Origin of the sequence: Rhodococcus sp. NPDC060176 (assembly GCF_042728675.1) — a bacterium.
GTDB lineage: Bacteria > Actinomycetota > Actinomycetes > Mycobacteriales > Mycobacteriaceae > Rhodococcus_F.
The window spans coordinates 925,126-949,498 of record NZ_JBHWYS010000001.1 but is presented as its reverse complement, the minus strand read 5'-3'; the positions used below and the strand labels follow the sequence as shown (position 1 = coordinate 949,498).

At 61.7% G+C, this 24,373-nt stretch carries 21 protein-coding genes; 7 read left to right on the top strand and 14 right to left on the bottom strand.

What is annotated here, in order from left to right; translation table 11 throughout:
- Positions 1-7: 7 nt before the first annotated feature.
- The gene (locus tag ACFWEM_RS04525; protein ID WP_378532736.1) at positions 8-1,171 is read right to left on the bottom strand and encodes a steroid 3-ketoacyl-CoA thiolase; all 1,164 of its coding nucleotides are present in this window, start codon (positions 1,169-1,171) and stop codon (positions 8-10) included.
- Between the two features lie 192 nt (positions 1,172-1,363).
- The gene (locus tag ACFWEM_RS04520; RefSeq protein WP_378532734.1) at positions 1,364-1,990 is read right to left on the bottom strand and encodes a TetR family transcriptional regulator; all 627 of its coding nucleotides are present in this window, start codon (positions 1,988-1,990) and stop codon (positions 1,364-1,366) included.
- Positions 1,991-2,143: 153 nt separating this feature from the next.
- Between ACFWEM_RS04520 and ACFWEM_RS04515 the strand changes: the two genes are divergently transcribed.
- Positions 2,144-3,676 (top strand): FAD-dependent oxidoreductase, encoded by a 1,533-nt coding sequence (locus ACFWEM_RS04515; protein WP_378532732.1) that lies wholly within the window; start codon positions 2,144-2,146, stop codon positions 3,674-3,676.
- A gap of 112 nt (positions 3,677-3,788) precedes the next feature.
- On the opposite strand, the gene ACFWEM_RS04510 is transcribed toward ACFWEM_RS04515, so the two are convergent.
- The 5 genes from ACFWEM_RS04510 to hsaA all read right to left on the bottom strand — a co-directional run bounded on the left by ACFWEM_RS04510 (position 3,789) and on the right by hsaA (position 8,899).
- Positions 3,789-4,337, bottom strand: a complete 549-nt coding sequence (locus ACFWEM_RS04510) for a pyridoxamine 5'-phosphate oxidase family protein (protein WP_378531507.1) — start codon at positions 4,335-4,337, stop codon at positions 3,789-3,791.
- 30 nt (positions 4,338-4,367) lie between these two features.
- Positions 4,368-5,384 carry a TIGR03617 family F420-dependent LLM class oxidoreductase gene (locus ACFWEM_RS04505; RefSeq protein ID WP_378531504.1) on the bottom strand — a complete coding sequence of 339 codons (1,017 nt, stop codon included), beginning with the start codon at positions 5,382-5,384 and terminating at the stop codon, positions 4,368-4,370.
- A gap of 1 nt (position 5,385) precedes the next feature.
- Positions 5,386-6,267 (bottom strand): SMP-30/gluconolactonase/LRE family protein, encoded by an 882-nt coding sequence (locus tag ACFWEM_RS04500; protein ID WP_378531502.1) that lies wholly within the window; start codon positions 6,265-6,267, stop codon positions 5,386-5,388.
- 134 nt (positions 6,268-6,401) lie between these two features.
- Positions 6,402-7,694 carry a glutamine synthetase gene (locus ACFWEM_RS04495; protein WP_378531500.1) on the bottom strand — a complete coding sequence of 431 codons (1,293 nt, stop codon included), beginning with the start codon at positions 7,692-7,694 and terminating at the stop codon, positions 6,402-6,404.
- A gap of 38 nt (positions 7,695-7,732) precedes the next feature.
- Positions 7,733-8,899 carry a 3-hydroxy-9,10-secoandrosta-1,3,5(10)-triene-9,17-dione monooxygenase oxygenase subunit gene (gene hsaA, locus ACFWEM_RS04490; protein ID WP_378446802.1) on the bottom strand — a complete coding sequence of 389 codons (1,167 nt, stop codon included), beginning with the start codon at positions 8,897-8,899 and terminating at the stop codon, positions 7,733-7,735.
- A 237-nt stretch (positions 8,900-9,136) separates the two neighbouring features.
- Between hsaA and ACFWEM_RS04485 the strand changes: the two genes are divergently transcribed.
- Genes ACFWEM_RS04485 through ACFWEM_RS04470 form a run of 4 tightly spaced genes read left to right on the top strand, consistent with a single transcriptional unit; the run spans position 9,137 to position 11,903 of the window.
- Positions 9,137-10,300 (top strand): Rieske 2Fe-2S domain-containing protein, encoded by a 1,164-nt coding sequence (locus tag ACFWEM_RS04485; RefSeq protein WP_378446803.1) that lies wholly within the window; start codon positions 9,137-9,139, stop codon positions 10,298-10,300.
- A complete protein-coding gene (locus ACFWEM_RS04480) occupies positions 10,278-10,574 on the top strand; it encodes a hypothetical protein (RefSeq protein WP_378531498.1) in 297 nt (98 codons plus the stop codon). The genes ACFWEM_RS04485 and ACFWEM_RS04480 overlap by 23 nt, the downstream gene beginning before the upstream one ends.
- A gap of 30 nt (positions 10,575-10,604) precedes the next feature.
- Positions 10,605-11,393, top strand: a complete 789-nt coding sequence (locus ACFWEM_RS04475) for an SDR family NAD(P)-dependent oxidoreductase (protein ID WP_378531496.1) — start codon at positions 10,605-10,607, stop codon at positions 11,391-11,393.
- A 51-nt stretch (positions 11,394-11,444) separates the two neighbouring features.
- The gene (locus tag ACFWEM_RS04470) at positions 11,445-11,903 is read left to right on the top strand and encodes a nuclear transport factor 2 family protein (RefSeq protein ID WP_378531494.1); all 459 of its coding nucleotides are present in this window, start codon (positions 11,445-11,447) and stop codon (positions 11,901-11,903) included.
- 1 nt (position 11,904) lies between these two features.
- On the opposite strand, the gene ACFWEM_RS04465 is transcribed toward ACFWEM_RS04470, so the two are convergent.
- Complete coding sequence (locus ACFWEM_RS04465; RefSeq protein ID WP_075834420.1) at positions 11,905-12,699, bottom strand: SDR family NAD(P)-dependent oxidoreductase; 795 nt, start codon at positions 12,697-12,699, stop codon at positions 11,905-11,907.
- A 206-nt stretch (positions 12,700-12,905) separates the two neighbouring features.
- Here ACFWEM_RS04465 and ACFWEM_RS04460 point away from each other — a divergent pair, with 206 nt between their 5' ends.
- Positions 12,906-13,088: a hypothetical protein gene (locus ACFWEM_RS04460; protein WP_378531492.1), complete on the top strand. Its 183-nt coding sequence runs from the start codon at positions 12,906-12,908 to the stop codon at positions 13,086-13,088.
- A gap of 34 nt (positions 13,089-13,122) precedes the next feature.
- On the opposite strand, the gene ACFWEM_RS04455 is transcribed toward ACFWEM_RS04460, so the two are convergent.
- The 6 genes from ACFWEM_RS04455 to ACFWEM_RS04430 form a co-directional block, all read right to left on the bottom strand.
- Complete coding sequence (locus ACFWEM_RS04455; protein WP_378531490.1) at positions 13,123-13,629, bottom strand: ClbS/DfsB family four-helix bundle protein; 507 nt, start codon at positions 13,627-13,629, stop codon at positions 13,123-13,125.
- Positions 13,630-13,714: 85 nt separating this feature from the next.
- Positions 13,715-14,650 carry an alpha/beta fold hydrolase gene (locus tag ACFWEM_RS04450; RefSeq protein ID WP_378531488.1) on the bottom strand — a complete coding sequence of 312 codons (936 nt, stop codon included), beginning with the start codon at positions 14,648-14,650 and terminating at the stop codon, positions 13,715-13,717.
- A gap of 32 nt (positions 14,651-14,682) precedes the next feature.
- Positions 14,683-15,762: a dipeptidase gene (locus tag ACFWEM_RS04445; RefSeq protein WP_378531486.1), complete on the bottom strand. Its 1,080-nt coding sequence runs from the start codon at positions 15,760-15,762 to the stop codon at positions 14,683-14,685.
- A 97-nt stretch (positions 15,763-15,859) separates the two neighbouring features.
- Complete coding sequence (locus tag ACFWEM_RS04440) at positions 15,860-17,254, bottom strand: serine hydrolase domain-containing protein (RefSeq protein ID WP_378531484.1); 1,395 nt, start codon at positions 17,252-17,254, stop codon at positions 15,860-15,862.
- Positions 17,255-17,471: 217 nt separating this feature from the next.
- Positions 17,472-18,227: a histidine utilization repressor gene (gene hutC, locus ACFWEM_RS04435; RefSeq protein WP_378446969.1), complete on the bottom strand. Its 756-nt coding sequence runs from the start codon at positions 18,225-18,227 to the stop codon at positions 17,472-17,474.
- A 109-nt stretch (positions 18,228-18,336) separates the two neighbouring features.
- Positions 18,337-22,959, bottom strand: coding sequence for an NAD-glutamate dehydrogenase (locus tag ACFWEM_RS04430; protein WP_378531482.1), 4,623 nt, complete (start codon positions 22,957-22,959; stop codon positions 18,337-18,339).
- A 233-nt stretch (positions 22,960-23,192) separates the two neighbouring features.
- Here ACFWEM_RS04430 and ACFWEM_RS04425 point away from each other — a divergent pair, with 233 nt between their 5' ends.
- Positions 23,193-24,362: an acyl-CoA dehydrogenase family protein gene (locus tag ACFWEM_RS04425; RefSeq protein WP_378531480.1), complete on the top strand. Its 1,170-nt coding sequence runs from the start codon at positions 23,193-23,195 to the stop codon at positions 24,360-24,362.
- Positions 24,363-24,373 lie beyond the last annotated feature (11 nt).

The following is a 24,373-nucleotide window of genomic DNA, read 5'->3' as shown; positions in this document are numbered from 1 at the left end:
GTACGGGTCAGATGCGTTCGATGATGGTGGCGGTCGAGAGAGCGCCACCGGCGCACATCGTGACCAGAGCCGTCGACTTGTTCGAGCGCTCGAGTTCGTGCAGCGCAGTGGTGATCAGACGAGCGCCCGTGGAACCGACGGGATGTCCGAGCGCGATCGCACCACCGTTGACGTTGACCTTGGACAGGTCTGCGCCGTGAACCTGCGCCCAGGAGAGCACGACCGAGGCAAACGCTTCGTTGATTTCGACGAGATCGATGTCGTCCAAGGTCATTTTGGCCTTGTCGAGCACCATCTGGGTGGACTCGATCGGTCCGTCCAGGTGATAGAAGGGATCGGATCCGACCATGCCGGACGCGACGATCCGCGCGCGGGGCTTCAATCCCAGTTCCTGTGCGCGCTCTTCGCTCATCAGCAGTACCGCAGCCGCGCCATCACTGATCTGCGACGAGTTGCCGGCGGTGTGGATATGGCCTTCGATAACCGGCCTGAGCCCGGCGAGCGCTTCGGCCGTCGTCTCACGCAGGCCGCCATCGCGAGTGACGGTGGCGATCTCGCCGGTACGCACGCCTTCCTTGTCTACGACCGGAGCCTTGACGGGAACGATCTCCCGGTCGAAACGGCCTTCTGCCCAGGCCTGGGCTGCACGGCGCTGCGACTCGAGACCGAAGGCGTCGACGTCCGCGCGTGTGATGCCACGCTTCTCGGCAATACGCTGAGCAGAGGTGAACTGGTCACCCATGTCGATGGTCCAGTCGTCCGGGTACGGGTTTCCCGTTCCGGGCGCATTGGCCTGGCCCAGGAACACACGACTCATGGCCTCGACGCCGCAGCCGATACCGGCCGAGATCTGACCAGACGAAATCAGGCCGGAAATCAAATGCACTGCCTGCTGCGCAGATCCACAGGCGCAGTCGATGGTGGTTGCGGCTGTGCTGTACGGCAATCCGGCGTGCAGCCACGCCTGCCGCGTGACGTTGTTGGACTGCTCACCTGCCTGGGTGACACAGCCGCCGATGATCTGTCCGATGTCTTCCGGTGCGACGCCTGCCCGCTCGAGGACCCCGAGCTGCGCTGCTCCCAGAATCTCGGCGGGGTGCAGTCCCGCCAGGGCGCCGCGACGACGGCCGATCGGTGTACGAGCGGCCTCGACGATGACTGCATGACCCATGATGTGCGCTCCTTCGTGGAGTTTTCGGTCGGTGAGCTGGCTCACCGTCAACTTTTTTGCAATGTATTCTATTAATGAGAGGAGGGCAATGCCCCCACAAACGGCCACTTCGGCACCACGACACCTTCAATAATAGAATTGATTTCAATTTTGAAGCTATGACGAACTCACCCCCGAGAGGGCGAGGTCACGTCAGTGTCGTGAGAGATTCACCAGAAGCAGGTCACACCCTTTGCGGATGTCGTACTCCGCATCGGGGATGGAGATTCGACCATTGAGGCAGGACTGGATGACCCCGAACCACAGCTGCATCAGCAGACGCAGACCTGTGTTGTCTTCCTCGGTGGGGTTCTCGATTCGGGCCGCATCGAGGATGATCTGCCGGAATCCACGATCGATCTTGCCCACGTCCGGCACCGTCGCGACATTGGCGGTACTGGACGACTGCAGCATCGCGGTCGAGAGAGCCGGCCGACGCAGTAACCCGCGAGTGGCGCGAACCAACACCTCGTACACCGCGTCCTGCGGATTGTCCGACTGAACCTGATGCTTGGCGAAGCTGTCGCCGATCTGATCGATCTGCTCGACCATCACCGCGACGAAGAGGTGCGTCTTCGAGGGGAAGTAGCGATAAAGGGTGCCGATGGCCACGCCCGCCCGCTTGGCGACTTCGTGCATCTGAACCCGTGAGAGTTCCTTCTCGGTCCCCAATTCGGCAGCCGCTTCCAACATTCGCACATGGCGCGCCCGCTGCTCGTCCGAACTGGGCTCGGCAGCGTCCCTGACCTCGGCAATTCTCGGCAACGTCGCCCCCATCATCGATTCTGTGTCTCGGTCGCGAACGACCTCGCCAATTCTCGCATCTCGATCACCCATCTCGGCATATTGCCCGCTCAGTGGGACCTGGCATGGCCTTCTCTCTCCGTGCGGTATTCCGTGGACACCCCACCCTCTTGGAGTAAGGACGCAATGATGCAGGACTGGACCACCGAGTGCGACGTGTTGGTAGTCGGCTCCGGCGGCGGCGCGCTGACCGGCGCATACACCGCGGCAGCTCGAGGATTGACGACGATCGTCCTCGAGAAAACCGATCGCTTCGGCGGAACTTCCGCGTACTCGGGCGCATCCATCTGGCTGCCGGGAACCCAGGTACAGGAACGCGCGGGACTGCCTGACTCGACGGAGAACGCACGCACCTATCTGCGCGCGCTGCTCGGCGACTCCGAGTCCGATCGCCAGGACGCCTACGTCGAGACCGCACCGGCAGTGGTCGCGTTGCTCGAGGAGAACCCGAACATCGAATTCGAGTTCCGGGCGTTTCCCGACTACTACAAGGCCGAGGGCCGGATGGACACGGGACGCTCCATCAACCCGCTCGATCTTGATCCCGCCGACATCGGTGATCTCGCCGGCAAGGTGCGTCCGGAACTGGACCAAGACCGCACCGGTCAAGGCCATGCTCCCGGCCCGATGATCGGTGGGCGCGCACTGATCGGCCGTCTGCTGGCCGCAGTCCAGAGCACCGGCAAAGCAGAACTTCGAACCGAATCCGTTCTCTCCTCCCTGATCGTCGAAGACGGACGAGTCGTCGGGGCCGAGGTCGAATCGGGCGGCGAAACCCAGCGAATCAAGGCCAACCGCGGTGTCCTGATGGCAGCGGGCGGTATCGAAGGCAACGCCGAGATGCGTGAGCAGGCCGGCACCCCTGGCAAGGCAATCTGGAGCATGGGCCCGTTCGGTGCCAATACCGGCGACGCGATCTCTGCCGGTGTCGCTGTCGGTGGCGCAACCGCGTTGCTCGATCAGGCATGGTTCTGCCCCGGCATCGAGCAGCCCGACGGCAGCGCAGCCTTCATGGTCGGCGTTCGCGGCGGCCTCGTCGTCGACAAGGCGGGCGAGCGCTACCTCAACGAGTCACTTCCGTACGACCAGTTCGGCCGGGCAATGGATACTCACGACGACAACGGTTCTGCCGTACCGTCGTTCATGATCTTCGACTCACGCGAGGGTGGCGGGCTGCCCGCCATCTGCATCCCGAACACGGCACCAGCCAAACACCTCGAAGCCGGAACCTGGGTGGGCGCCGATACTCTCGAAGAGCTCGCCGCCAAGACCGGACTACCGGCCGACGCATTGCGCAGCACCGTCGAAAAGTTCAACGATGCAGCAAAACTGGGCGTCGACGAAGAATTCCACCGCGGAGAGGACCCGTACGACGCATTCTTCTGCCCGCCCAACGGCGGCGCGAATGCGGCGCTGACGGCCATCGAGAACGGTCCGTTCTACGCAGCTCGCATCGTCCTCAGTGACCTCGGCACCAAGGGCGGATTGGTCACCGACGTCAACGGTCGAGTCCTTCGCGCCGACGGCAGCGCCATCGACGGCCTGTACGCCGCCGGTAACACGAGCGCGTCACTGAGCGGCCGCTTCTACCCCGGCCCCGGAGTTCCGCTGGGAACGGCAATGGTCTTCTCCTACCGAGCAGCCCAGGACATGGCGAAGTAACGTAGTTCAATCACACTGTGTGGCAACAGATCGTGGGGCAGTCGATATCGCAATCGGCTGCCCCACTTTCTTTCTCACGGCCTTTCTTTCTCACGGCGTCCCGATGTTGTCACTACGGGTCGATACCGGGCAAACCGTCCACACTCTTCGCGTTCTTCTCGGCGCGATAGGCGATGAGCCGCTCCGGGCCCTTCTTCTCCGCCACGCGGTCGAGCACGTCACGGTCGGATTGGTAGTCCATCAGCGGTACTGCGTATCCGCACGAATCCGAGACGCGCGTCAGATCAACCACGACGATGGACCGCAGCCCCGGGTGGTCGGGGAACTTACCGACCAGCTCGTTGAACGGTTCCGACCCTGCCAGTAGAACGCGCGCATTGCCGTGAAGCCGTACAATCTTCGGTGGTCCGCCAAATGCCATGAACATCAGGGTTATTCGCGAGTTCTCGCGCACATGCGCGATAGTTTCCACTCCGCTACCAGTCAGGTCGAGGTACGCCACCTGGGTAGATGTCAGCACCACAAACGATCCGACTCCCCCTTTGGGTGAGCAATTGACCAACCCGTCAGCAGACAACGGTGCGGTGGCAACGACGAACAACGGTTGAGCCTGCAACCACGTGGTGAGCTTTTCATCGATGCCTTCGTAGACGCGCCCCATGCCGAAAGTGTAGATCGCGCCGATTGGACGTCACGGGGCGGACGCTGCGGCGGCTCGAAGCTCCTCACACATCGCTGTGAAAGCGACGTCGTCGGCGGGATCCGTCGGCACTGCCAGTGCAATCCCGTCGCAGAGGTGCGCGTACTTCGAACTCAGCGCTTCGGGGAGTTCGGCGTAAGTGCATTGCGTGACCAAGATGTCGAGAACCTCGTCGGCGAGAACGGCGGGTAGACGAGCCCAATCGCCCGTTCGCGCCATCGCAGTCAGCTTCTCCCCGACCTCGGACAATCCGAGGACCTCCAGCGCAACTCGGTACGCCGGTGTGGAGTAGAGAAAGGCAAGTTCACTGCGCACCGCTTCTCGTTGAGCAAGTATCGCAGCACGATCTTTGCCGGTGATCGTCTTCGGAACGGCAATCAATCGAGGCTTCCTTCCGCCTGCCGCCAAAGCCGGAATGATCCTCTCCGCGAGCACCTTCGGATGGGAGCTGGTGGGGTGAGCAACAAAACCGTCGGCGACGGCTCCGGCCAATGAGCACATGCGAGAGTTCACTCCCCCTGTCCATATCTCGGGTGCGGGGACGCCGATCGGCCCCGGGTTGAAATAGGGTTGCAGACGGTTGAAGGTGTAGTGCGTTCCGGCATGGTCGAGTTCACCGCCCTCCTGGAACACTCGGAAGATCTCACGTACCGCACTGACGTAATCACGCAGTTGCGCAACAGGATCCGTCCACGACATCGAGTACCGCCCGACGATGTTTCCCCGCACCTGCGTCGCGAGCCCCAGTTGGAATCGGCCACCCGAGAAGTCCGCCAGATCCCACGCAGCCAAAGCCGTCACCATGGGACTGCGCGCAAACGCGACAACCATCGACGTCCGGACGGTGAGGGTGGTGCTGTGCTCGACGGCGAGTGCCGCCACCGCAAACGGATCGCGAATGGTCTCGGAGATGTGCACCGTGTCGAAACCGACATTCTCGATGCGGCCGACGTACTGAGCTACCTGCCGCAGCGGGGTGTCGGCAGGTAGCGAGGTCACCAATTCCATGTCAGGCCAACGGCTCCAGTCGAATCGACAGCAGCTTTCCTTCGGTAGCCACCTTGCGAGCGTGTTCGTTGAAGTCCGGGGCGGCACACACGAACAGCGTACGACCGTCGGAACCGCCGAGCCCGCAAGCGAAGACGCCGCTCTCGAAGGCAATTTCATCGATTATCTTGCCAGACGGGTCCACGTGGAGAATTCGACTTCCGAGTGCATCGGCCACCCACATCGAATCGTCTCCGTCGATGCAACAACCATCGGCTGCAACAACAATCTGTGCAAGAGTGGTCTCCATCTCGGGGCCACCAGGCACCGGTCCGAACGACGCCCAGTCGCGGCGCTCCCCCAGCGAGCCATCCGGTTGGACGGCAAACGCGCTGATTCGATTCCCCAAGGTTTCGTCCACGAGTAGATCTCCGGTTGACGTCAAAGCCATCCCGTTGGGGAAGTGGAGATCTCGTGCCACAACGTGCACCGACCCGTCCGGGTCGACGCGGAGGAGATCTGCCGTTTCGACGGGAGCCAGGTTCATCAGATCGAACCCGAAGTTGCCCACGTACGCTCGTCCCTGCAAGTCGACCAGCATGTCGTTGACGTTGGCACTGACGTACCCGGACAAGTCTGCGTGCACCACCAACTCGCCGTCGGATTCTCGCCGCAGAATCTTCTGGTCCCGCATGGAGACGACCAGCAATCTGCCGTCCGGAAGCCACCCCAGCCCGGACGGCTGCCCTGGAAGCTCCGCCTCTACGCGTATGTCGGTCCCGTCCTCGCGGGCCGAAATCACCTGGTAGGTGTAGAAGTCCGACACCCAGATCCGGTTCTCGTGCCAGCGCGGGCATTCGAAGTAGGTGTATCCCTCGAGAACTACCGCAACTTCTGGTGCCATCAGGCTCTCCTGAGTCGGTGATGAATGAAGTATCAGTCTCATTCAATCACCGGCACCGCTGTCGCGGTGTCCGATTCCCGACTAGTCGCCGGTTCGAACTTCTTCCAAGACGCCGAAAGCGGATTCCCAACCCCTCAGGTCCAGGTGTATCGAAGCCGCTCGACGGTTGTCGCCTCGTCCATCTGGGAAAACGTCTTCCGCTCGGCTCCCTTCACGGACACCATCGCTTCGATGATCGACTCCCCGAAGATTTCCTTCGCCACCGAGGAGGAGTTGAACTTCTGCACGATCTCGCCGAGATCGGTGGGGACTCGGGTCACCCCGCGCTCATGACGTTCCACGTCCGTGAGAGTCGACGGGTTCACCGCAATTTCCGCAGGCAATGGCGCGGCATTGCCGATACCGATATGCGAAAGGCCAAGTATCGCAGCGGTCGCCAGATACGGGTTGGCCGACGGATCGATGATTTTCACTTCGACGTTGGCGCCGTGCGGATTCGACGGCGACTCTGCGCAGAACCTCAGTGCCGCTTCGCGGTTCTCGAGCCCCCAACAGACGTAGGCCCCCGACCAATTGTCCGGGCGCAGCCTGAGGCCGGAGAGCGGTGAGGACGCAAAGACGGCCGTGAACTCCGTCAGATGAGCGAGGATTCCGCCCAAAGCGGAAGCTCCAGCGTCGGTCATTCCATGCTCCCGACTGCCGCCGGAGAAGACCGAACTACCATTCGCGGTCAACGAAAAGTGCTGGTGTGCACCATTTCCTGCGCCGCCCAGGGTGGGAATCGGCGAGAACGAGGCCGCCACTCCGTGCGCTCTGGCCGTACGGCTGATCAAGATCCGAGCCAACACCACGAGATCGGCGGCTTGAACAGGAGCGCTCGGAGCGATCGATATCTCGAATTGATCGGGTCCGTATTCGGCATGGACTTGCTCGATATGTAGTTGTGCGCGTTCGGCATTGTGCAGGAGGTCCTTGAGAAAGTCCTCATGCCGAACGACCGCATCCAGCCCGTAGGCCGACCATTCACCGCCACACGCGTCACCGAAAAGCGTGAACTCGATCTCATGGCCGACACGGGCTTCGAGGCCGTCGGAGGCAAGCCGCGCAACGACGGCGGCAAGCGCGGAACGCGTGCACACGGCAGCCGTCGAACCGTCCTGCTCGTGCACAGTCGCGGGCGCCCAGGACACACCACCGCCGAGATCACGGAGGTCGGATCGGTCGATACGTAGTCGGAGATCGCCCACGACGGAAAAGGAATCCGTGAAGGCAATCCGGTCGTCGCTGCAGAAGACGTTCCAACTCGGCGAGACTCCCGCACCGATTTCCTCGAAGACACCAGTTCGGGCCGCAGGCATCACTTTCGCTCGTGCGACACCTGCCATGTCGACGAGCGAGCCGATGGTCAGAGCCGGAACTTCCCTCATCCAGAGGCAAATACCCCGCCCGGCGTCGCGCCAACCTGTCAGATCAGGTTGTCCTCCACCGGCAGCCCGAACGCTGCCCGGCCGTACAGCGCCAACGCGCGCTCCGGTTCGTTGGCAACGTGAACGCTCCCTGCGTGAACGTCGCGCCACGCGCGCTCGATCGGGTTTCCGCGAGAGAGGGAGTTCCCGCCTGCCGTCTTGAACAGCATGTCGATCGCTTCTACCGAACGTTCCGTCGCGCGAACCTGATCACGACGGGCCCGAAGCCTCATCGAGAGCGGAAACTCCTGGCCGGCGACAGCAAGTTCGTACATCTCCCGGATGTTGCGATCCATCTGCAGAATCGCAGCGTCGATCTCCGACGACGCACGTGCGACGGCAACTTGAGCGAACTGATCCTCGCTGAACCGTCCACCACCCAAGCTCAGACGGACGCGCTCACGCATCACGTCCAGGTACCCCTCGTAACAACCGGCAACGATGCCCACACACGGGGCGGCCACCGTCGAGGTGAAGATGCTCCCGAACGGAAGTTTGTACAGCGGGCCAGGATTGACCGCTTGGCCGGGTCCACGCAGTTGTGCGGTCTCGTAGTTGCGCTTCAATCGGTGCTCGGGAACGAAGGCCTTGTCGACCACGATCTCGTTGCTCGCGGTGCCCCGCATACCCACGACATCCCACACGTCACGGATTTCGTAATCGGTGCGCGGCACCAACACCGTCATGAAATCGACGGGACGGCCATCCATGCCGACCACCATCGCTCCCAGCAACGCCCAACTCGCGTGATCACAGCCGGAGGAAAAGCCCCACTGGCCCGAAAGCTCGTAGCCGCCGTCCACCGCCGTCAGCCGTCCGACCGGTGCGTAGGCGGACGAGATGAGCGTCGTCTGATCCTCTCCCCACACGTCGGCCTGGGCTTGGTCGTCGAAAAGCGCCAGATGCCACGGGTGCACCCCCACCACCGAGGCGACCCAGCCCGTCGAGCCACAGGCAGCGGAGATTGCCCGGATCACTTCGTAGAAGTGGACCGGGTCGCTTTCGGCGCCTCCGTATCTCTTCGGCGCCAGCATCGAGAAGACGCCGGCTTCGGACAGTTCTCGGATGGTCCGTTCGGAGATCTTGCGCGAATCGTCGACCTTCTGAGCGCGGGCCGCGATCTTCGGAAGCAGATCACGGACTGTGCTCAGAACCTTGTTGACCATGGGAGACACTCCTCGCACCGAACCGTGAGGGAGCGGATCGGCAGATAGACATAACGGCTGCCCCGTCACGATATGTCGGTCATGCGTTCCGGTGATCCGAAGTCCCGGAGGCCGGGATCAGCCGCCCGATCCTCGTGCTCTCCGCTGGTCCCGGCCAGTGAGACGACGCCCCAGAGGCAATTCACGCTCCCCTAGCGTCGGGCGTCGACACTGCCCCTGGAAAGGACGGGACTCATCGTGACGATCACTCAGTCCGACAACGACGAGGTTCGCGAGATCCAAGCTGGAACCGCGCCCACTCGCTTTGCACGTGGATGGCACTGCATTGGACTCACGGAGTCCTTCAAGGACGGCCAGCCGCACTCGATCGAGGCGTTCGGTACCAAACTTGTCGTCTTCGCCGACAGTGAAGGCAACGTCAAGATCCTCGATGCGTACTGCCGTCACATGGGCGGCGACCTGAGCCAGGGCACCATCAAGGGCGACGCCATTGCCTGTCCGTTCCACGATTGGCGCTGGGGCGGCAACGGCAAGTGCCAGAAGATTCCGTACGCACGCCGCGTTCCCCCGCTGGCCAAGACGCGCGCCTGGCAGACCCTCGACCAGGACGGCATGCTCTTCGTCTGGCACGACCCCGAGGGCAACCCGCCGACCGACGACGTGGCCATCCCCCGCATCGAAGGCGCGCTCAGCGACGAGTGGAGCGACTGGGTCTGGTACACCACCACCGTCGACACGAACTGCCGAGAAATCGTCGACAACATCGTCGACATGGCGCACTTCTTCTACGTGCACTACTCGTTCCCGACGTACTTCAAGAACGTCTTCGAAGGCCACGCAGCAACGCAGTACATGCGGGGCGTCGCTCGCTCGGACATGCGTCCCCACGCAGCAGGCACCCCGAAGATGGTCGGCAGCAACTCGGTTGCCACGTACTTCGGTCCCTCCTTCATGGTCGACGACCTGACCTACGAGTACGAGGACTACAACGTCGACTCCGTGCTCATCAACTGCCACTACCCGGTCAGTGCGGACAAGTTCGTGCTTCAGTACGGCATCATCGTCAAGAAGTCGGATCGTTTCCAGGGCGAAGCCGCCGACGCGATGGCCGCGAACTTCGGCACGTTCATCGCCAAGGGCTTCGAGCAGGACGTCGAGATCTGGAAGAACAAGACTCGCATCGAGAACCCGCTCCTGTGCGAAGAGGACGGCCCGGTCTACCAGCTCCGTCGCTGGTACGAGCAGTTCTACGTCGACGTCGCTGACATCGCTCCCGAGATGACCGAGCGATTCGAATTCGAACTCGATACCGCACGCCCTGTCGCCGCCTGGCAGAAGGAAGTCGAAGACAACCTCGCGGCGAAGAAGGCCGAAGAAGATGCAGCCTCTTCAGTGCGCTGAGTGCAAGGCGCAGGTCCTGGTCCAGAAGAACAGTTGGGAACACACCACTGTTCAGTGGAGCGACCAGGCCCGCGCCAAGTGCCTCGAAATTGCCGACGAACGTGAATTCGGGCAACGAGGGGGTCGACCGGGTGCTCCCCGCAAGGAGTGCGGCGCCTTGATCGCGTCCATCGTCGATGCGGCCAGGGCCGGGGAGATCGAGATCCTCGACGAAGACCCGGTACCCAAGCCGATCGTCGACGACAGTGAACCCGTACCGGCTCCGTTTCACTAGCCAAGCCAACATCTTTCGAAGAAGGTAGTAATGATCGATCCTCAGTACTACGGCCCGTGGGCAGTCATCGCCGGCGGTTCCGAAGGTGTCGGCGCAGGGTTTGCCGACGAGCTCAGCAAGCTCGGCATCAATCTGGTGCTCATCGCCCGCAAGCCGGGCCCGCTCGAGGAGACCGCGTCCAAGGCGCGCGCCAATGGCGTCGAAGTACGCACTCTCGCATTGGATCTGCTCGTTCCCGACGCGCTCGATCAGATCAAAGCCGTCACCGACGACGTCGAGGTCGGCCTGCTCATCTTCAACGCCGGTGCCAACAGTTACGGCCATGAGTTCGTCACCGGCGATCTGTCGGGTTTTGCCGGAGTCATCGAACTGAACATCAACAAGCAACTCGAACTCTCGCACCACTTCGGCGGTTTGATGAAGGATCGCGGACACGGCGGCATCATGCTGCTCGGTTCACTTGCGGGCTTCATGGGTTCCGAGCACCAGAGCATCTACGCGGCGTCCAAGGCATTCGGGCGCATCTTCGCCGAAAGCCTGTGGCTCGAACTCCAGCCGTACGGCGTTCACGTCGTCGAGTTCATTCTCGGTGTCACTCGCACACCGGCTATGATTCGCGCGGGACTGAATTTCGACATCCCGGGTATGAACGTCGCAGAACCCGAAGATGTTGCACGTGAAGGTCTCGAACACCTTGCCGACGGCCCGATCTGGGTTGCTGCAGGAAACTACGAAGGCGCCAAGAAGCGCAGTGGCTTCCCCCGAGACAAGATGGTCAAGGGCGCTGCCGAAGCGATGCGCAAGCTGCTCAACCGCTGACATCTGCTGTGCGCCTTTATTAACCCCCCGACGTTAAGAAAGGCGCACAGCATGAGCATCGACATCACCACTCTCCTCGACGAACGCGAGATCACGCGCGCCGTCTTCGAGTTCGCGCGAGCCATGGACGCCCGCGACTGGGATGAACTCCACCGGATCATGACGCCGGACGCTACGGCGGAACTGGGCACCGGAACTCTTCGCGGGCCTGCCGAGGTCGTGGCATCCATCCGCTCGTTCCTCGACGAGTGCGGACCCACCCAACATCTGATCGGCAATGTTCTGGTCGAGGTGGTCGGCGATCTCGCCACCAGCCGCTCTTATGTCAGCGACATGCATGTGGGCACCGGGAGCAAGGCTCACCTGAACTTCTTCACCCTCGGCGACTACCACGACTCATGGGCGCGGATCGACGGAAAGTGGCGAATGACGCACCGCACCAAGCATTCACACGCCAGTCAGGGATCCATCGAGGTTCTGGGCGCCGGCCCCAGCGGTTGGCGGAGCTGATTCAGCTCAACATCGACGAACGGCCGGTCGCGAGCGGACTCTTGCTGGTGAGTCCGCCGTCGACCACCAGGGTCTGCCCCGTCATGTAGCGAGATTCGTCCGAAGCCAGGTAGACCATGGCATGCGCGATGTCTTCGGGTTCGCCGAGGTAAGGCAGGGCGTTTGCCTGCTTCATGCCATCGATGACATCAGCGGGGATGTTGTCCACGAGAGCGGGTGTCATGATCGCGCCCGGCGCTACGGCATTGCACCGAACACCGTTTGCTCCGTACTGGACTGCAATGTACTGAGTCAGACGAATGACTGCCGCTTTGGCGGATCCGTAGGCAGACTGCAGGGAATCCCCGATCAATCCACCTACCGAGGCCGTGTTGACGATCGATCCTCCACCGGCACTGTTCATGTGCGGAATGGCAAGTCGTGAAGCGACGACAGTGCTGCGGACGTTGAGCGACATCACGCGATCCCACTCGTCCAAGTCCATCCGGAGCAGGTCGAGATCCTTGCGCGGGTTACTACCGCCCACGTGATTACACAAGACGTTGATGCCCCCGAATTCGGCGACCGCCTTTTCGATCATCGCTGCCAGAGAGTCCTCGTTCATGACATCGACGCCGAAACCCAGTGCATTGCCACCGGTCTCGCGAATCGCCACCGCCGCTTCCTCTGCACGCGCCGGATCGAGGTCGGCGACCAGCACCTTGGCGCCCTCTGCCGCCATGAGTTGTGCTGCTGCACGCCCGATTCCACTGGCGGCGCCTGTGATCACTACATTCTTGCCTTCGAGCCTGTTCATATCTGTTCCTTTCGCGGAGAATCGCCATACCCGGATCTCACGTGCCCGGAGTTGACAGCTCGGCGATTGCCCGATCACTACCAGTCAACGCAGGATCGACTGCCTCGTCCAACTTTCTTGAATGAACTCACAAGTACGTGACCACGGCCCGCGCACCTGCTACACCGCCGAAATCGAGTGGCGACGTCAGGCTCGACTGTGCTGAAGTGGCGCTATGCAGAATTCTGTTTCGACCGCTGTCCACCGACCTCGACCGTGCCGCCGAGGTCCTCGGTGAGGCGTTTGCCGACTACCCCTGGACGAACTGGTGCGTCGCCGAAGACTCCCACGTGGAACGCGTCGCGGCTATCAACGGTTCGGTTTCACGATCGCAGGCGAAATCTCACTGACCGACGGACCGACGGTCTGGCGGATGCACCGCATTCAGAGCTGATTCGCCGATTTCAGTAGTCTCCGAATCATTTTCGATAAAGACGCATGTTGGGTGATCGTATTGACGGCAATCCACCTCGACACCGGCCACGTCCTGGTCCACGAGAAAACCCCGACCGACAGCAGTTGATCGTCGTCGAGGGTCTCGACGTATCTGCGTAACAACGCCACGGCAGCTTCCAAGCGATCCCGAAGCACCGGAATCGGAACGTCGGTGCTCGCGTCGACAACCGACTGATTCAGTGCGGGAGTTTGCGTCCACTTGTAACCTGCAGCAGGCGTTTGCGGTGTCTCGTCACGCAGTCCGGCGCCTATCCACTCTACGACGGCCTCTGCCCACCAGACACGCACCGCGAGTACGTCGTGCACCGTCCACGCATCGACGGCAATGGCGTCGAACAAATCGGCCTCGGCGACGCCGTCAAGTAACACGTCGAGTTTCGAATACGCCGAGTCCAGCTCACTCATCAGTTCGAGGCGTGAAAAGATCTGCGCCACAATGCCTCCAAACGATCGGTAGAGATGGAAGAAGCGGAGTCACCGCAATGCGATGACTCCGCGTTCAACTCAACGTCTACCAAATCTAGTTCAGCTCGCCCAAGAACCTGTTGACGTTCTCGGCGATCTCCTTTGATCGGGTGTGGTGCAGGTAGTGGTCCCCGTCCAGCAAGATCAACTCTCCGTGATCAACGGAGGCGGCCTGCCCTTCGTGCAGCGCAGTCCAGCCCTCGACTTCGGAATTTTGCACGGCGAACAACAGAATCGGAAGATCGGCCGGGAACGTCCTGCCGATTGCTTCTGCGAAGTTGCTGGAAAGATGGTCCATCTCGTTGAGGTAGGTGTCGCTGAAGTTGTTCTTCGCAGTCAACTGTCGCATCTCGTCCTTTGCTGCGGCGTCGAGGTACTCGTCCGAGTTCTCACCACCGACGAACTTGGACAGCAGTTCCGACAAGCCCAACTGCCTTCCCACTCGGAGTGCGTCGATCGGAAATTTGGTATCCATATTCGGCTGCCCTGGAACACTGCTGTCGATGCCCACGAATGCGGTGACCTCGTCGCGGTACTTCGCGGTGTAGTCCAGTGCATAGACACCAGTGATCGAGTGTCCCATGAGGATGTATTCGTCAATCCCCAGCGACTGTACTGCCGTATGAATCTCTTCGACGATGTTCGCAGTCGTGCGGTCCTTGTCCGTTTGGTCACTGTGCCCGTAGCCGAAGGGCTCGATCGTGACGACGCGGTAGTCAGGCGCCAGCTCGTTGACAAGCGGTGTGAAGTCGAGAATCGGTGCGGACGTTCCGAACCCGGGTAGCAGCACTATGGTCTGATCGCCGTTGCCGCGGATCGAGTAGCTCATATTCTTTCCGTCGACGGACACGAACTGGTTGCCCGTGTCCCCGGTCGGAACGCTCGCCTTGCTGGAGCTGACATTGAACACGAGCGCAATCGATACCAGCACAACCAGAACTACGGACACCGAAGCAACCACCTTCAGTGCAACGGTACGAATCTTCTTCATTCTCATCCTCATCTTCTCGGGCGTCGATACGGCTAGTAAAGGCTCGATATCGAGGCCGCACTGATCTCGTCGAGCACACGCAACACGTTGTTGCCCATCAGCTTTGCCAAGTCCTCCGCGGACCAACCGCGTTCCGCCAGACGGTCTATCAACACCGCGAAACCGGATACGTCCTGCATACCGTCCGGAAAGTCGTCGAACCCATCGTAGTCACTACCCAAACCGATGTGGTCGATGCCCGCGACGTCTCGGGCATGCTCGACGTGATCGGCCAGATGGTCCACCGTCATCGCCGGCCTTGGGCCGACCCGTCCGCCCTTGAACCACTCGTTGTATTCGGCAGAAAGGAACATGGGCACAAAGGCGATCATGATCACGCCACCGTTGTCCGCGAGCAACCGCATGACGTCGTCGGGAACATTGCGGGGGTGACCGCACAGCTGAGCGCAGGACGAATGACTGAAGATCACCGGTGCCGACGACGTCTCGATGGCATCTCTCATCGTTTCCGCCGAGACGTGCGACAGATCGACGAGTACGCCGAGCCGATTCATTTCGCGCACGATCTCGCGACCGAAGTCGGTGAGACCGCCGTGCACTCGCGTATCCGTCGCGGAGTCCGCCCACCCGGTGTTGTCGTTGTGCGTCAGGGTCATGTACCGAAGACCAAGGCGCGCCATCATTCTCAGGACACCGAGCGAGCTGCCGATGCTGTGACCGCCCTCCGCACCCAACAAGGACGCGACCTTGCCCTCACTCCAGATTCGACGCACGTCGTCGCCGGTGCGCGCGAACTCGAAAGTATCCGGGTACCGCTCGATCATCCGATACACGAAGTCGATCTGTTCGAGGGTGTACTGAACCGCCTCTGGCTCGGTCATGTCACACGGGGTGTAAACCGACCAGAACTGCGCACCGACGCCACCACGACCGAGCTTGTCGATATCGGTTTGGAAGATGGAATCCTTCTCGAGATTCTCCACCGAGTAGGCGGCAGTCTCGCGAGCCGTCCATGCCAGATCATTGTGACCGTCGATGACCGGCGCAAGGCCGTAAGCATCCAGTGCCGCTGGGTGATTCACGTCCGGAAAGGGAGCGAGAGGTTTCATCATTAGCTTTCCTCGAAAAGTAGTGCGGGCAGGTCGAGGGCCCTCATCGCCCTCGACCTGCCCGAGATTTCATTCAACGGAGCGAATCATCTCGCCGCGGCTAGTCGGAAATCTTCTTGAAAAGCCTTGTCATGTACAAGTATTCTTCGCCATCGATCGTGAGATGTGCCATCTCCCCCGAGGCGCTCTCGTTACTGATCGAGAACCGGGAAGCAGACAGCGGCACGACCTTGGTGGGCGCGGCCGGGGGCTCGCCGTCGATCTCGATCTTGGCGAAGTTCTGAACCTGGAATCCGCCGTCGTCGTCGCGCGTGAGTTCGATTCGAACGGTTGTCGATTCATAGGTACCGAGAATGTGCGACAGGTCGATCTCTGCCGCATCTGCCTCGGACTTCGGTTCCGGCAGAACGAGATCAAGCTCCTGAGCGATCTCCTTCTCGATGTCGTGGGCCAGGGCACCGCCGCCACGCGAGTTGGTGACAACGGCCATGGCCAGGCCGAGTTCGGGGAAAGTGTGGAAACGAGTGATCTGGCCGATCGTCGCACCACCGTGCTGCGCGGACGTCACACCGCCCCAGTCGGACAGGATCCAGCCGAGACCCCAAGCCTGATCGACGCTCGAGACCGCAGTCAGGTCGAACTGCGGGGTTCGCATCAGGCGTGCGGATTCTTCGGACAGAATGCGCTCACCCGTCAACGCGAGGCCGTCACGCATGTGTGCAGCACCGAAAGTCAGCAGAGAGCTGACAGATCCGGTGATGATTCCGGCCGGTCCGATACCGCGCGGGAGCAGCCACTGCTTGGTCGGAACCACCTTGTCCGGCGACGTCCGATCCGGGTTGGCCACGTGGCCGACGGCGGTACGGAACAGCGGGGCGTCCTTGGCCTTGGTGATGATGTGCGTCAATCCGAGTGGCTTCCAGAGGTATTCGACCAACGCCTCGTCCCACGTCATCTCACGAAGGACCTCGACGATGCGGCCGGCAACGGCAAAACCCGCGTTGCTGTAACTCAGATGCCCGCCGGGCTTGGTGACGCTGATCGCGGTAGCGAGTTCGTCGACGTACTTCTCGACGCAGTCGTCGCCGTCACCGGTGTCGTTGAACAGGTCTCCGTCGATACCGCTTGTGTGCGTGAGCAACTGGCGGATCGTGATTTCCTTCGTGTTGGACGGGTCCGCAATCGTGAACTCCGGAAGCACCTCCACCACCAGGGTGTCCAACGTGAGCTTGCCCTCGTCGACGAGCTGCATGATCAGCGTCGTCGTCCAGATCTTGCTCGCGGATCCGTACTGGAACAGCGTGTCTGCGTCGACGTCGACGCGCGTGTTCAGGCTCGTCACTCCGGTGGTGATGACACGAATGTCCGCAGTGCCGTCTTCGCCCAGCGCGATCACACCGACCTGCGCACCCGGTACCGAATGCTTGACTGCCAGTTCGTCGAGGCGTTCCTGCCACTTCGGGGCGACAAGTAGGTCCTTGGGCAAGTCGGTCACAGGTCGAACTCCTTCGATCATGGAAGCCAGTGGCGTAGACGGTATTGCTGCGATCCGCTCAGTTCTCACTCGTCGGGACGTGAGGTTGCGGAAGGAATAACCGTCCACCCATGATCTCAGTGTGCTCGCAGTCACGTCCTGGTCGATTGCACCGAACTTGCACCCGAAAATGGTGCGATCGGACGAGCCTGCGTTCAGGTCTCGCCACTCGTAACGATCAGCGCTCGAAGGTTCCTTCCAAGCGATTGCGTGAACCTGGATGGATCAAGCGCGCCGCACTGACCAACCCGTTGGCCGACCAGGTGCGGCGGCGAATCAGAAGGCATGGTTCCCCTCGATCGATGCGGAGCAGTTCGCATTCGTCCGGGCTCCCCAACACCGCTTCCACGACGTGCTCGCCGCGCACCAGAGGCGCAACGTCACTCAGGTAGTTGTTGGGGGTGATCGCAGTGAAGTCCTGGCGCAGATAGTCGGGCGCCTCGTTCGGATTCACGAACCGGTCTTCCACCTGAATCGGAGTTTCGTCCTCGAAGTGCACCATCAGCGAATGGAACACCCGTTTGCCCACCGATTCACGAAGGAACGTCTGCCCGTGGTCGGTTTCTTCCTCACGAACGAACACGACCTCGGTTCGATGACGGTGGCCGCGCCGCTGAATCTCGTCGGCGATGTTCTTGACTTCGAACAGCGGGGACGCGGTCTTCGTGGCGGCGACGAAGGTGCCGACCCCCATCATCCGCACGATCAGACCGTCGCTGGTGAGTTCGCGAAGCGCTCGATTGATCGTCATACGTGACAGCCCCAGCGCACTGACCAGTTGATTCTCCGAAGGCAACTGATCACCTTCGGTCCACCGACCCGAATTGATCTGCGAGATCACGAGGTTCTTGACCCGTTCGTAGGCAGGGGCGGACTCGCCGCCTGCCTCGTTGAACAGCACGGCGAGTTCTGCGTCCACTTCAGCAATCGCCATCGCCACCACCCGTTCGTCGAAAACCACCGAGTCGGTTCTCCCGTTCGGCCTCCGAAGTCTATCCGCCTGGTGCACCTTTCCGATCCAACCGCGAGTGCCGGCGCCCGACCTAGCCCACCATGCGCCGCAATTGGCTCGTCGCAACCGAAAGCGCAGCAAGATCGTGTTGCCCGGATGCCTCGATCTCTGCGAGCGCGAGAGTGGACCTCTCTATTCTCGACGCATTCCTTTCTTCCCACCTCGAGAGTTTTTCCGCTGTCGAGTCACCTGATTCCGCGTCGGCCAAGACGTCGAGGGTCAAGGCTCGCACCGTCGAGTACAACTCGTCACGCAACGACAACCTCGCCAACGCATTCCATTTTCCGTCCTTGCTCAATGCAGACACGCGGTTGAGCATCGGGACGAGCCCGACGTGCTCACCGAGCCGGAAGTAGAGTTCGCCGGTCTCCGAGATCGCGCGATCGGCGAGGTCCGCGATCTCCACCACGTCGAGCAGACCGAACTGATCGAGCAGGATCTCCACTCGCCTGACCAGGTTCTCGGGTGCGCCCTTGTCCGTGATGAGGACCGTTCGCGCAGCCAGGTTCCGCTGATCGGCGCCCACCAGCCAGCCACCGAGTTCTGCCGACGCCTCCGCGATGCGATCACCGAATCGGCTGATCTCGGCCCCGACGGCCAGCGGTTGAGGCCGACGCGTCAGCATCCACCGTGAGGCCCGGTCGAGCAGTCGTCTGGTGAGCAGGATCAACTCGTCGGATACGGCAGTCGAGATCGAGGCTTCGCTGATGTCGTTCCACAACTCCCACAGTCCGAATACCTCGGAGACCACGGTGAAGGCACGTACTGCGTCTTCCGGATCAGCGCCGACTTCTTCACCGAGCCGATACGCATAGGTGATGCCGCCACGATCGACCACGTTGTTCGTCAGCACGGTCGCAACGATCTCGCGCCGCAGCGGGTGCCGGTCGAGGGCGTCACCCCCGGCATCTCGAACACCCTCCGGAAAATAGTTCGCCAGCGTCTGGCGGTAGATCTGATTGTCTATCGAACTTCCCGCCAACAGCGAGGATTTCAGATCGAGCTTGACGTGCGCCATCAGTGTGGCGAGTTCCGGCGACGTCAGCCCCGTTCCCGTCTTCTCGGCCGCGGCGAACTGCTTCTTGGTCGGAAACCCCTCGATGGCTCGGTCGACGATCCCTCTGGATTCGAGGCTGGAAATCACCCTGCCGTGCACACCGATCATCGCCGCCGCGTCCGCACGCGTGGTGCCCATCAGTTCGTTCTGCGAACGGTTGTCTGCAAGAACGAGTTCGGCGACCTCGTCGGTCAACGATTCCAGTAGTTCGACACGATGCGAGTCTGCGACGGCGCCTGAACTGATGAGGGAGTCGAGAAGAATCTTGATGTTCACCTCGTGATCGGAGCAATCGACTCCCGCAGAATTGTCGAGCGCGTCTGTGTTGATCCGCCCGCCGCCGCGTGCGTACTCGATTCGTCCCGCCTGGGTGAGGCCGAGGTTGCCTCCCTCACCGATCACCCGAGCACGGACTTCGTTGCCGTTCACCCGAACCGTGTCGTTGCTCTTGTCTCCGACTTCGAGGTCGGACTCACCGGACGCCTTGACGTACGTCCCGATGCCGCCGTTCCACAACAGATCTGCCGGTGAGCACAGAATCGCCCGAACCAGCTGCGGTGGAGTCAGTTCGGTGACGTCGTCTTCGAGACCGAGTGCCCGACGCATCTCGTCACTGATCGGGACGCGCTTCGCCGAGCGTTCCCACACTCCGCCGCCTGCACTGATCAACGCCGGGTCGTAGTCGGCCCACGAGGATCGTGGGAGAGCGAACAGACGTGATCGCTCGACGTACGAGCGCTCCGGCGACGGGTTCGGGTCGACAAACACGTGCCGATGATCGAACGCCGCGATCAGGCGAATGTGCTTGCTGCACAACATGCCGTTGCCGAAGACATCGCCGCTCATGTCTCCGATCCCCACCGCAGTGAAGTCGTCGTTCTGGGTGTCGACGCCGAGCTCACGGAAGTGCCGCTTGACACTTTCCCAGGCGCCCTTCGCGGTGATACCCATGGCTTTGTGGTCGTACCCGACCGACCCACCGGATGCAAAGGCGTCGCCGAGCCAGAATTCGTACTCTGCGGCAACCTCGTTCGCGATGTCGGAGAACTTTGCAGTGCCCTTGTCCGCGGCGACTACAAGATACGTGTCGTCACCGTCGTGGCGAACGACCCTTCGCGCCGCAACAACTGCGCCGCTCTGCTTGTCGACGTTGTCGGTCAGATCAAGTAGTCCGCTGATGAAGGTTCGATAGCAATCGATCCCGGCCGCCAACGCAGCTTCCCGGTCTGCGTCTGCACCCAGTCCTGGAACCGGTGGGCGTTTGACGACAAATCCGCCCTTCGCGCCGACAGGCACGATGACTGCGTTCTTGACTGCCTGCGCCTTCACCAATCCCAGTACCTCGGTGCGAAAGTCCTCTTTCCGGTCCGACCAGCGCAAGCCGCCGCGAGCCACCGTACCGAAGCGAAGGTGCACACCTGCGACATCGGGTGAGTACACGAATATCTCGAACTTCGGTCGAGGGAACGGCAATACGGACACTTTCTCCGAATCGAACTTCAACGAGAGCGCACCGATCGATTCAGTGGGATAAACGAAATAGTTGGTACGCAACGTGTTACGGACCAGTTCAGACAATGCGCGCAGGATCCGATCGGCGTCGAGTCCTTGCACTTGTGCCACGGCCGTTTCCACCTCCGCTGCTGCACGTGTACCTCTATCGCCGTCGACGACGTCGGGATCGAAACGGCTCTCGAACAATTCGCACAATCTGCCGGCGATCTCGGGATGATCGGCAAGCACCTCGGCGACGCGACTGGTGCTGTACGGAAATCCCGCTTGCTGCAAGAACTCCGCATATGCCCGCAGCACCACTACCTGTTTCCAACCGAGTCCCGCGATCGCGACAAGTTCGTTGAACGAGTCCGGCTCGGCGGAGCCGTTTCGAACTGCGGCAAACGCCGCCCCGAACCGCGCGGCAAAGTTGTCGAAGCGCTCGACCGGAGCGCTCGGATAGTCGAGCGTGAACTCGTAGATCCAGGACTGTTCCGATCCCACCGGTGCGATCTCGTACGGCCGTTCGTCGACCACGTCGACACCCAGGCTCTGCAATACCGGCAGCACCTCGCCCAGTGAGAGCGGGTCACCCGATACGTACAGTCCGAGTCGGTGAGTACCGGGTCCGTCGACAGATCGGGCCAGTCGTGGACTCACCTCTCCGGGCGCGAGGCCCTCGAACAACACCATGTCCTCGGCGGCTCGGGCGGCGTCGAAATCCTGCTTGTACGCCACCGGAACTCGCTCGGCGAACTGAGCACGCCTGCGCCGCTCTTCGTGATTCGAAGCATCCAGAACGAACCGCTCGTCCCAGGTCAGGCACGCGTCGACGACGAGGTCCCGAATCTCCCGTGCTTGTCGCGCCGACGCGAAGTTCGCGCCGCCGCCGACCGTGGCCGTGAAATGTACGACGGCCAAGGGGGATTCCGAGACTCGACTGGAGAACTCGATATTGCGGGCACCGAGTGCGTCGGCGAGTACCGACTCGGCCGTTGTCCTGATCGTCGTACTGAATTTCTCGCGCGGAACGAAGAGCAAAGCCGACAACTCTTGATCTCGCCCCGTCGCCGGGGAACTTCCCACCGGTTGCAAGAACAGATGGATCGACGTTCGGCCGTCCACAGAAGTGAGTTCGTCCAGCGCGTCCGCGATTCGGGCCGGCTCGGCTGCCAGGAGCACTGTGACCGGAATCGACTGGATAACTGCCAGCATCGATTGTCCGACAAACGAATCGACGGTGGATCCGGAGGCACCGAAGATGTCTGCGACGCGTCCTCGCACGAGCGGGGTTCGCCTGACGTCGGCGACCAGACCGGCCGCGGTGAAGAACCCGATGAATCGGTACGCACGGTCACCGATGGACACGTCGATCTCGGTGGCGTATTCGGATCCACCGAACCCTTGCCGGAGGTACACCACCGCAATCGAGAGGGGCGCCGCTTTCGCATCCGAAGAGCCGGTCGGATCGGGGAGCACGCCGAGGGCGTACGGCTCGTCACTGTCGACAGTCCGCACACCGCCGACGACCCTGAAGTTTCCGGCGCTGCACCACCGGAGGAAATCAGCTTCTTCGGCGTCGGCGTTCGAGTCCAATTGCTCGCGCGCCTCGTCGACGAGATCCCGCAGAGGCAAGGAATCGCGGAAGGCACGCGCAATACGGTCGAGGATTCCGGCGACGTCGTCAGCGATCAACTGCGCCTGCTCGTCCGAACAATGCGCGGGTAGTCCTACGTGGATCCATGATTCGGTCCGCTCCCCGATCAGGGCGTCTTCAGTGCACAGCACGGGGTGCACCACGAATTCCGGTTCCACGCGGGCGCGGGCAAGTGTCGCCAGTACCGCTTCGACGAGCTGCGGCATGTCGTCGCCGACGTATTGAATCGCCGGGCCATCCCCTAACTCCCCGGCCGGCGCGAGTCGCGAGATCGACGAATTGAGTCCTCTTCGGTGCGAAAGGTCCATGTGCGCGGCGACAATCGCAAGCTTGCGGTCTTCGGCAAGCGCCGCGTATCGATCAGCCGACAAGCCCTCGAAATACGTACTGGACACCCTCCTCACGTTCTCGGAGTCCGGTGTCGTGTCGACTGAAACGAGGCTCATGTCAGCACCTTCCGCCGAAAGCCACGCTGCTTCCGACTGGTAGTGGGTTCCATCCGCGATCATCTTGTCTATACAGGCTTAGACAAGTTGATCATTGCAGAACGTGAGCCGCGACACAACAGCTTCACCCCTGGACAAATTCGCCACCCTCGGCCATAGTCAGTCATGCCAACTAGTGGCAATTAGCTTTCATTAGATGAAATTCGTAAACGCCTCGCTTCGAAGGAGCCCCCGTGACCACCCAGACCGCGCACGACATCGACAGCGTTGACCTCGCAGAGTTCCGCAGTACCGTCCGAGCCTTCGCCAACGCCGAGATCCACCCAGGAGCAGCCGCACGCGACGAGTCCAAAGAGTTCCCGGCACAACTGGTCAAGCGCCTCGGGCAGCAGGACCTCATGGGCATTTCCGTTCCGGAGGAATTCGGCGGACTGGGTCTGTCGACACGAACCCAACTGGTCGCCATCGAAGAAGTTGCACGCACCGATGCCGCGCTGGCATCGATCTACACCGCCCACTACCTGGGCCTCGAGCCGATCCTCGTCGGCGGGTCCGAAGAACAGAAGCTGCGCTGGTTGCCCCGGCTCGCCTCGGGCGAACTGCTGGCAGGCTTCGCACTCACAGAACCCGATGCCGGCTCCGACATCGCCTCGATGCGTACCGTCGCCCGACGCGAGGACGACGGCTGGCATCTCTCCGGATCCAAGACGTACATCTCCAACGCCAAGGAAGCCGACCTGGTCGTGCTCTTCGCCAAGACGGACCCGAGCGCAGGATTCCGAGGCATCACCGCCTTCGTCGTCCCCAAGGGAACTCCCGGAATCAGCTACTCGGAGCCGCAGGACAAGATGGGAATTCGTTCGGCTCCGACGTACACCGTCTACCTCGACGACGTCGTTCTGCCGCTCGACTCCGTGATCGGTACCGAAGGTCGCGGCGGCAACATCGCCTTGACCGCCCTGAACCGCGCGCGCATCGACGTGGCGGCAATGGCAAACGGCATCGCTTTGCGCGCTTGGGAATTGGGACGCGAGTACGCAACGGAGCGAAAGCAGTTCGGCACGCCGATCTTCGACTTCCAGGCAATCCAGCTACTTCTCGGTGGCTGCGACGCGCAACTTGTCGCATCACGCGTCACCGCCGACTGGGCCGCCGACGTCAAGGACGCCGGCCAGGACATCCGCCGCGCCGCATCGATTTCGAAGTACGTCGCCACCGAAGCCTGCTTCTCGATCGTCGATCAAACCGTGCAGATCCACGGTGGCGCAGGTTTCATGCGCGAATCGGAAATCGAACGCCTGTACCGCGATTGCCGCATTCTCCGCATCTTCGAGGGCACCTCGCAGATTCAATTGCTCACCATTGCCGGCAATGCTCCGTCGCCGCGTTCCACCGAATTCTGAAAGGCGCGGAC

Bases quoted from the DNA above. Each gene is read 5' to 3' on its own strand.
- ACFWEM_RS04510 (WP_378531507.1), bottom strand. From the start codon at position 4,337: ATGGGGCGCGTCTACGAAGGCATCGATGAAAAGCTCACCACGTGGTTG.
- ACFWEM_RS04525 (WP_378532736.1), bottom strand. From the start codon at position 1,171: ATGGGTCATGCAGTCATCGTCGAGGCCGCTCGTACACCGATCGGCCGT.
- ACFWEM_RS04470 (WP_378531494.1), top strand. From the start codon at position 11,445: ATGAGCATCGACATCACCACTCTCCTCGACGAACGCGAGATCACGCGC.
- ACFWEM_RS04465 (WP_075834420.1), bottom strand. From the start codon at position 12,699: ATGAACAGGCTCGAAGGCAAGAATGTAGTGATCACAGGCGCCGCCAGT.
- ACFWEM_RS04515 (WP_378532732.1), top strand. From the start codon at position 2,144: ATGCAGGACTGGACCACCGAGTGCGACGTGTTGGTAGTCGGCTCCGGC.
- ACFWEM_RS04475 (WP_378531496.1), top strand. From the start codon at position 10,605: ATGATCGATCCTCAGTACTACGGCCCGTGGGCAGTCATCGCCGGCGGT.
- ACFWEM_RS04445 (WP_378531486.1), bottom strand. From the start codon at position 15,762: ATGATGAAACCTCTCGCTCCCTTTCCGGACGTGAATCACCCAGCGGCA.
- hsaA (WP_378446802.1), bottom strand. From the start codon at position 8,899: ATGGTCAACAAGGTTCTGAGCACAGTCCGTGATCTGCTTCCGAAGATC.
- ACFWEM_RS04500 (WP_378531502.1), bottom strand. From the start codon at position 6,267: ATGGCACCAGAAGTTGCGGTAGTTCTCGAGGGATACACCTACTTCGAA.
- ACFWEM_RS04520 (WP_378532734.1), bottom strand. From the start codon at position 1,990: ATGATGGGGGCGACGTTGCCGAGAATTGCCGAGGTCAGGGACGCTGCC.
- ACFWEM_RS04430 (WP_378531482.1), bottom strand. From the start codon at position 22,959: ATGAGCCTCGTTTCAGTCGACACGACACCGGACTCCGAGAACGTGAGG.
- ACFWEM_RS04480 (WP_378531498.1), top strand. From the start codon at position 10,278: ATGCAGCCTCTTCAGTGCGCTGAGTGCAAGGCGCAGGTCCTGGTCCAG.
- hutC (WP_378446969.1), bottom strand. From the start codon at position 18,227: ATGGCGATTGCTGAAGTGGACGCAGAACTCGCCGTGCTGTTCAACGAG.
- ACFWEM_RS04505 (WP_378531504.1), bottom strand. From the start codon at position 5,384: ATGGAATTGGTGACCTCGCTACCTGCCGACACCCCGCTGCGGCAGGTA.
- ACFWEM_RS04495 (WP_378531500.1), bottom strand. From the start codon at position 7,694: ATGAGGGAAGTTCCGGCTCTGACCATCGGCTCGCTCGTCGACATGGCA.
- ACFWEM_RS04450 (WP_378531488.1), bottom strand. From the start codon at position 14,650: ATGAAGAAGATTCGTACCGTTGCACTGAAGGTGGTTGCTTCGGTGTCC.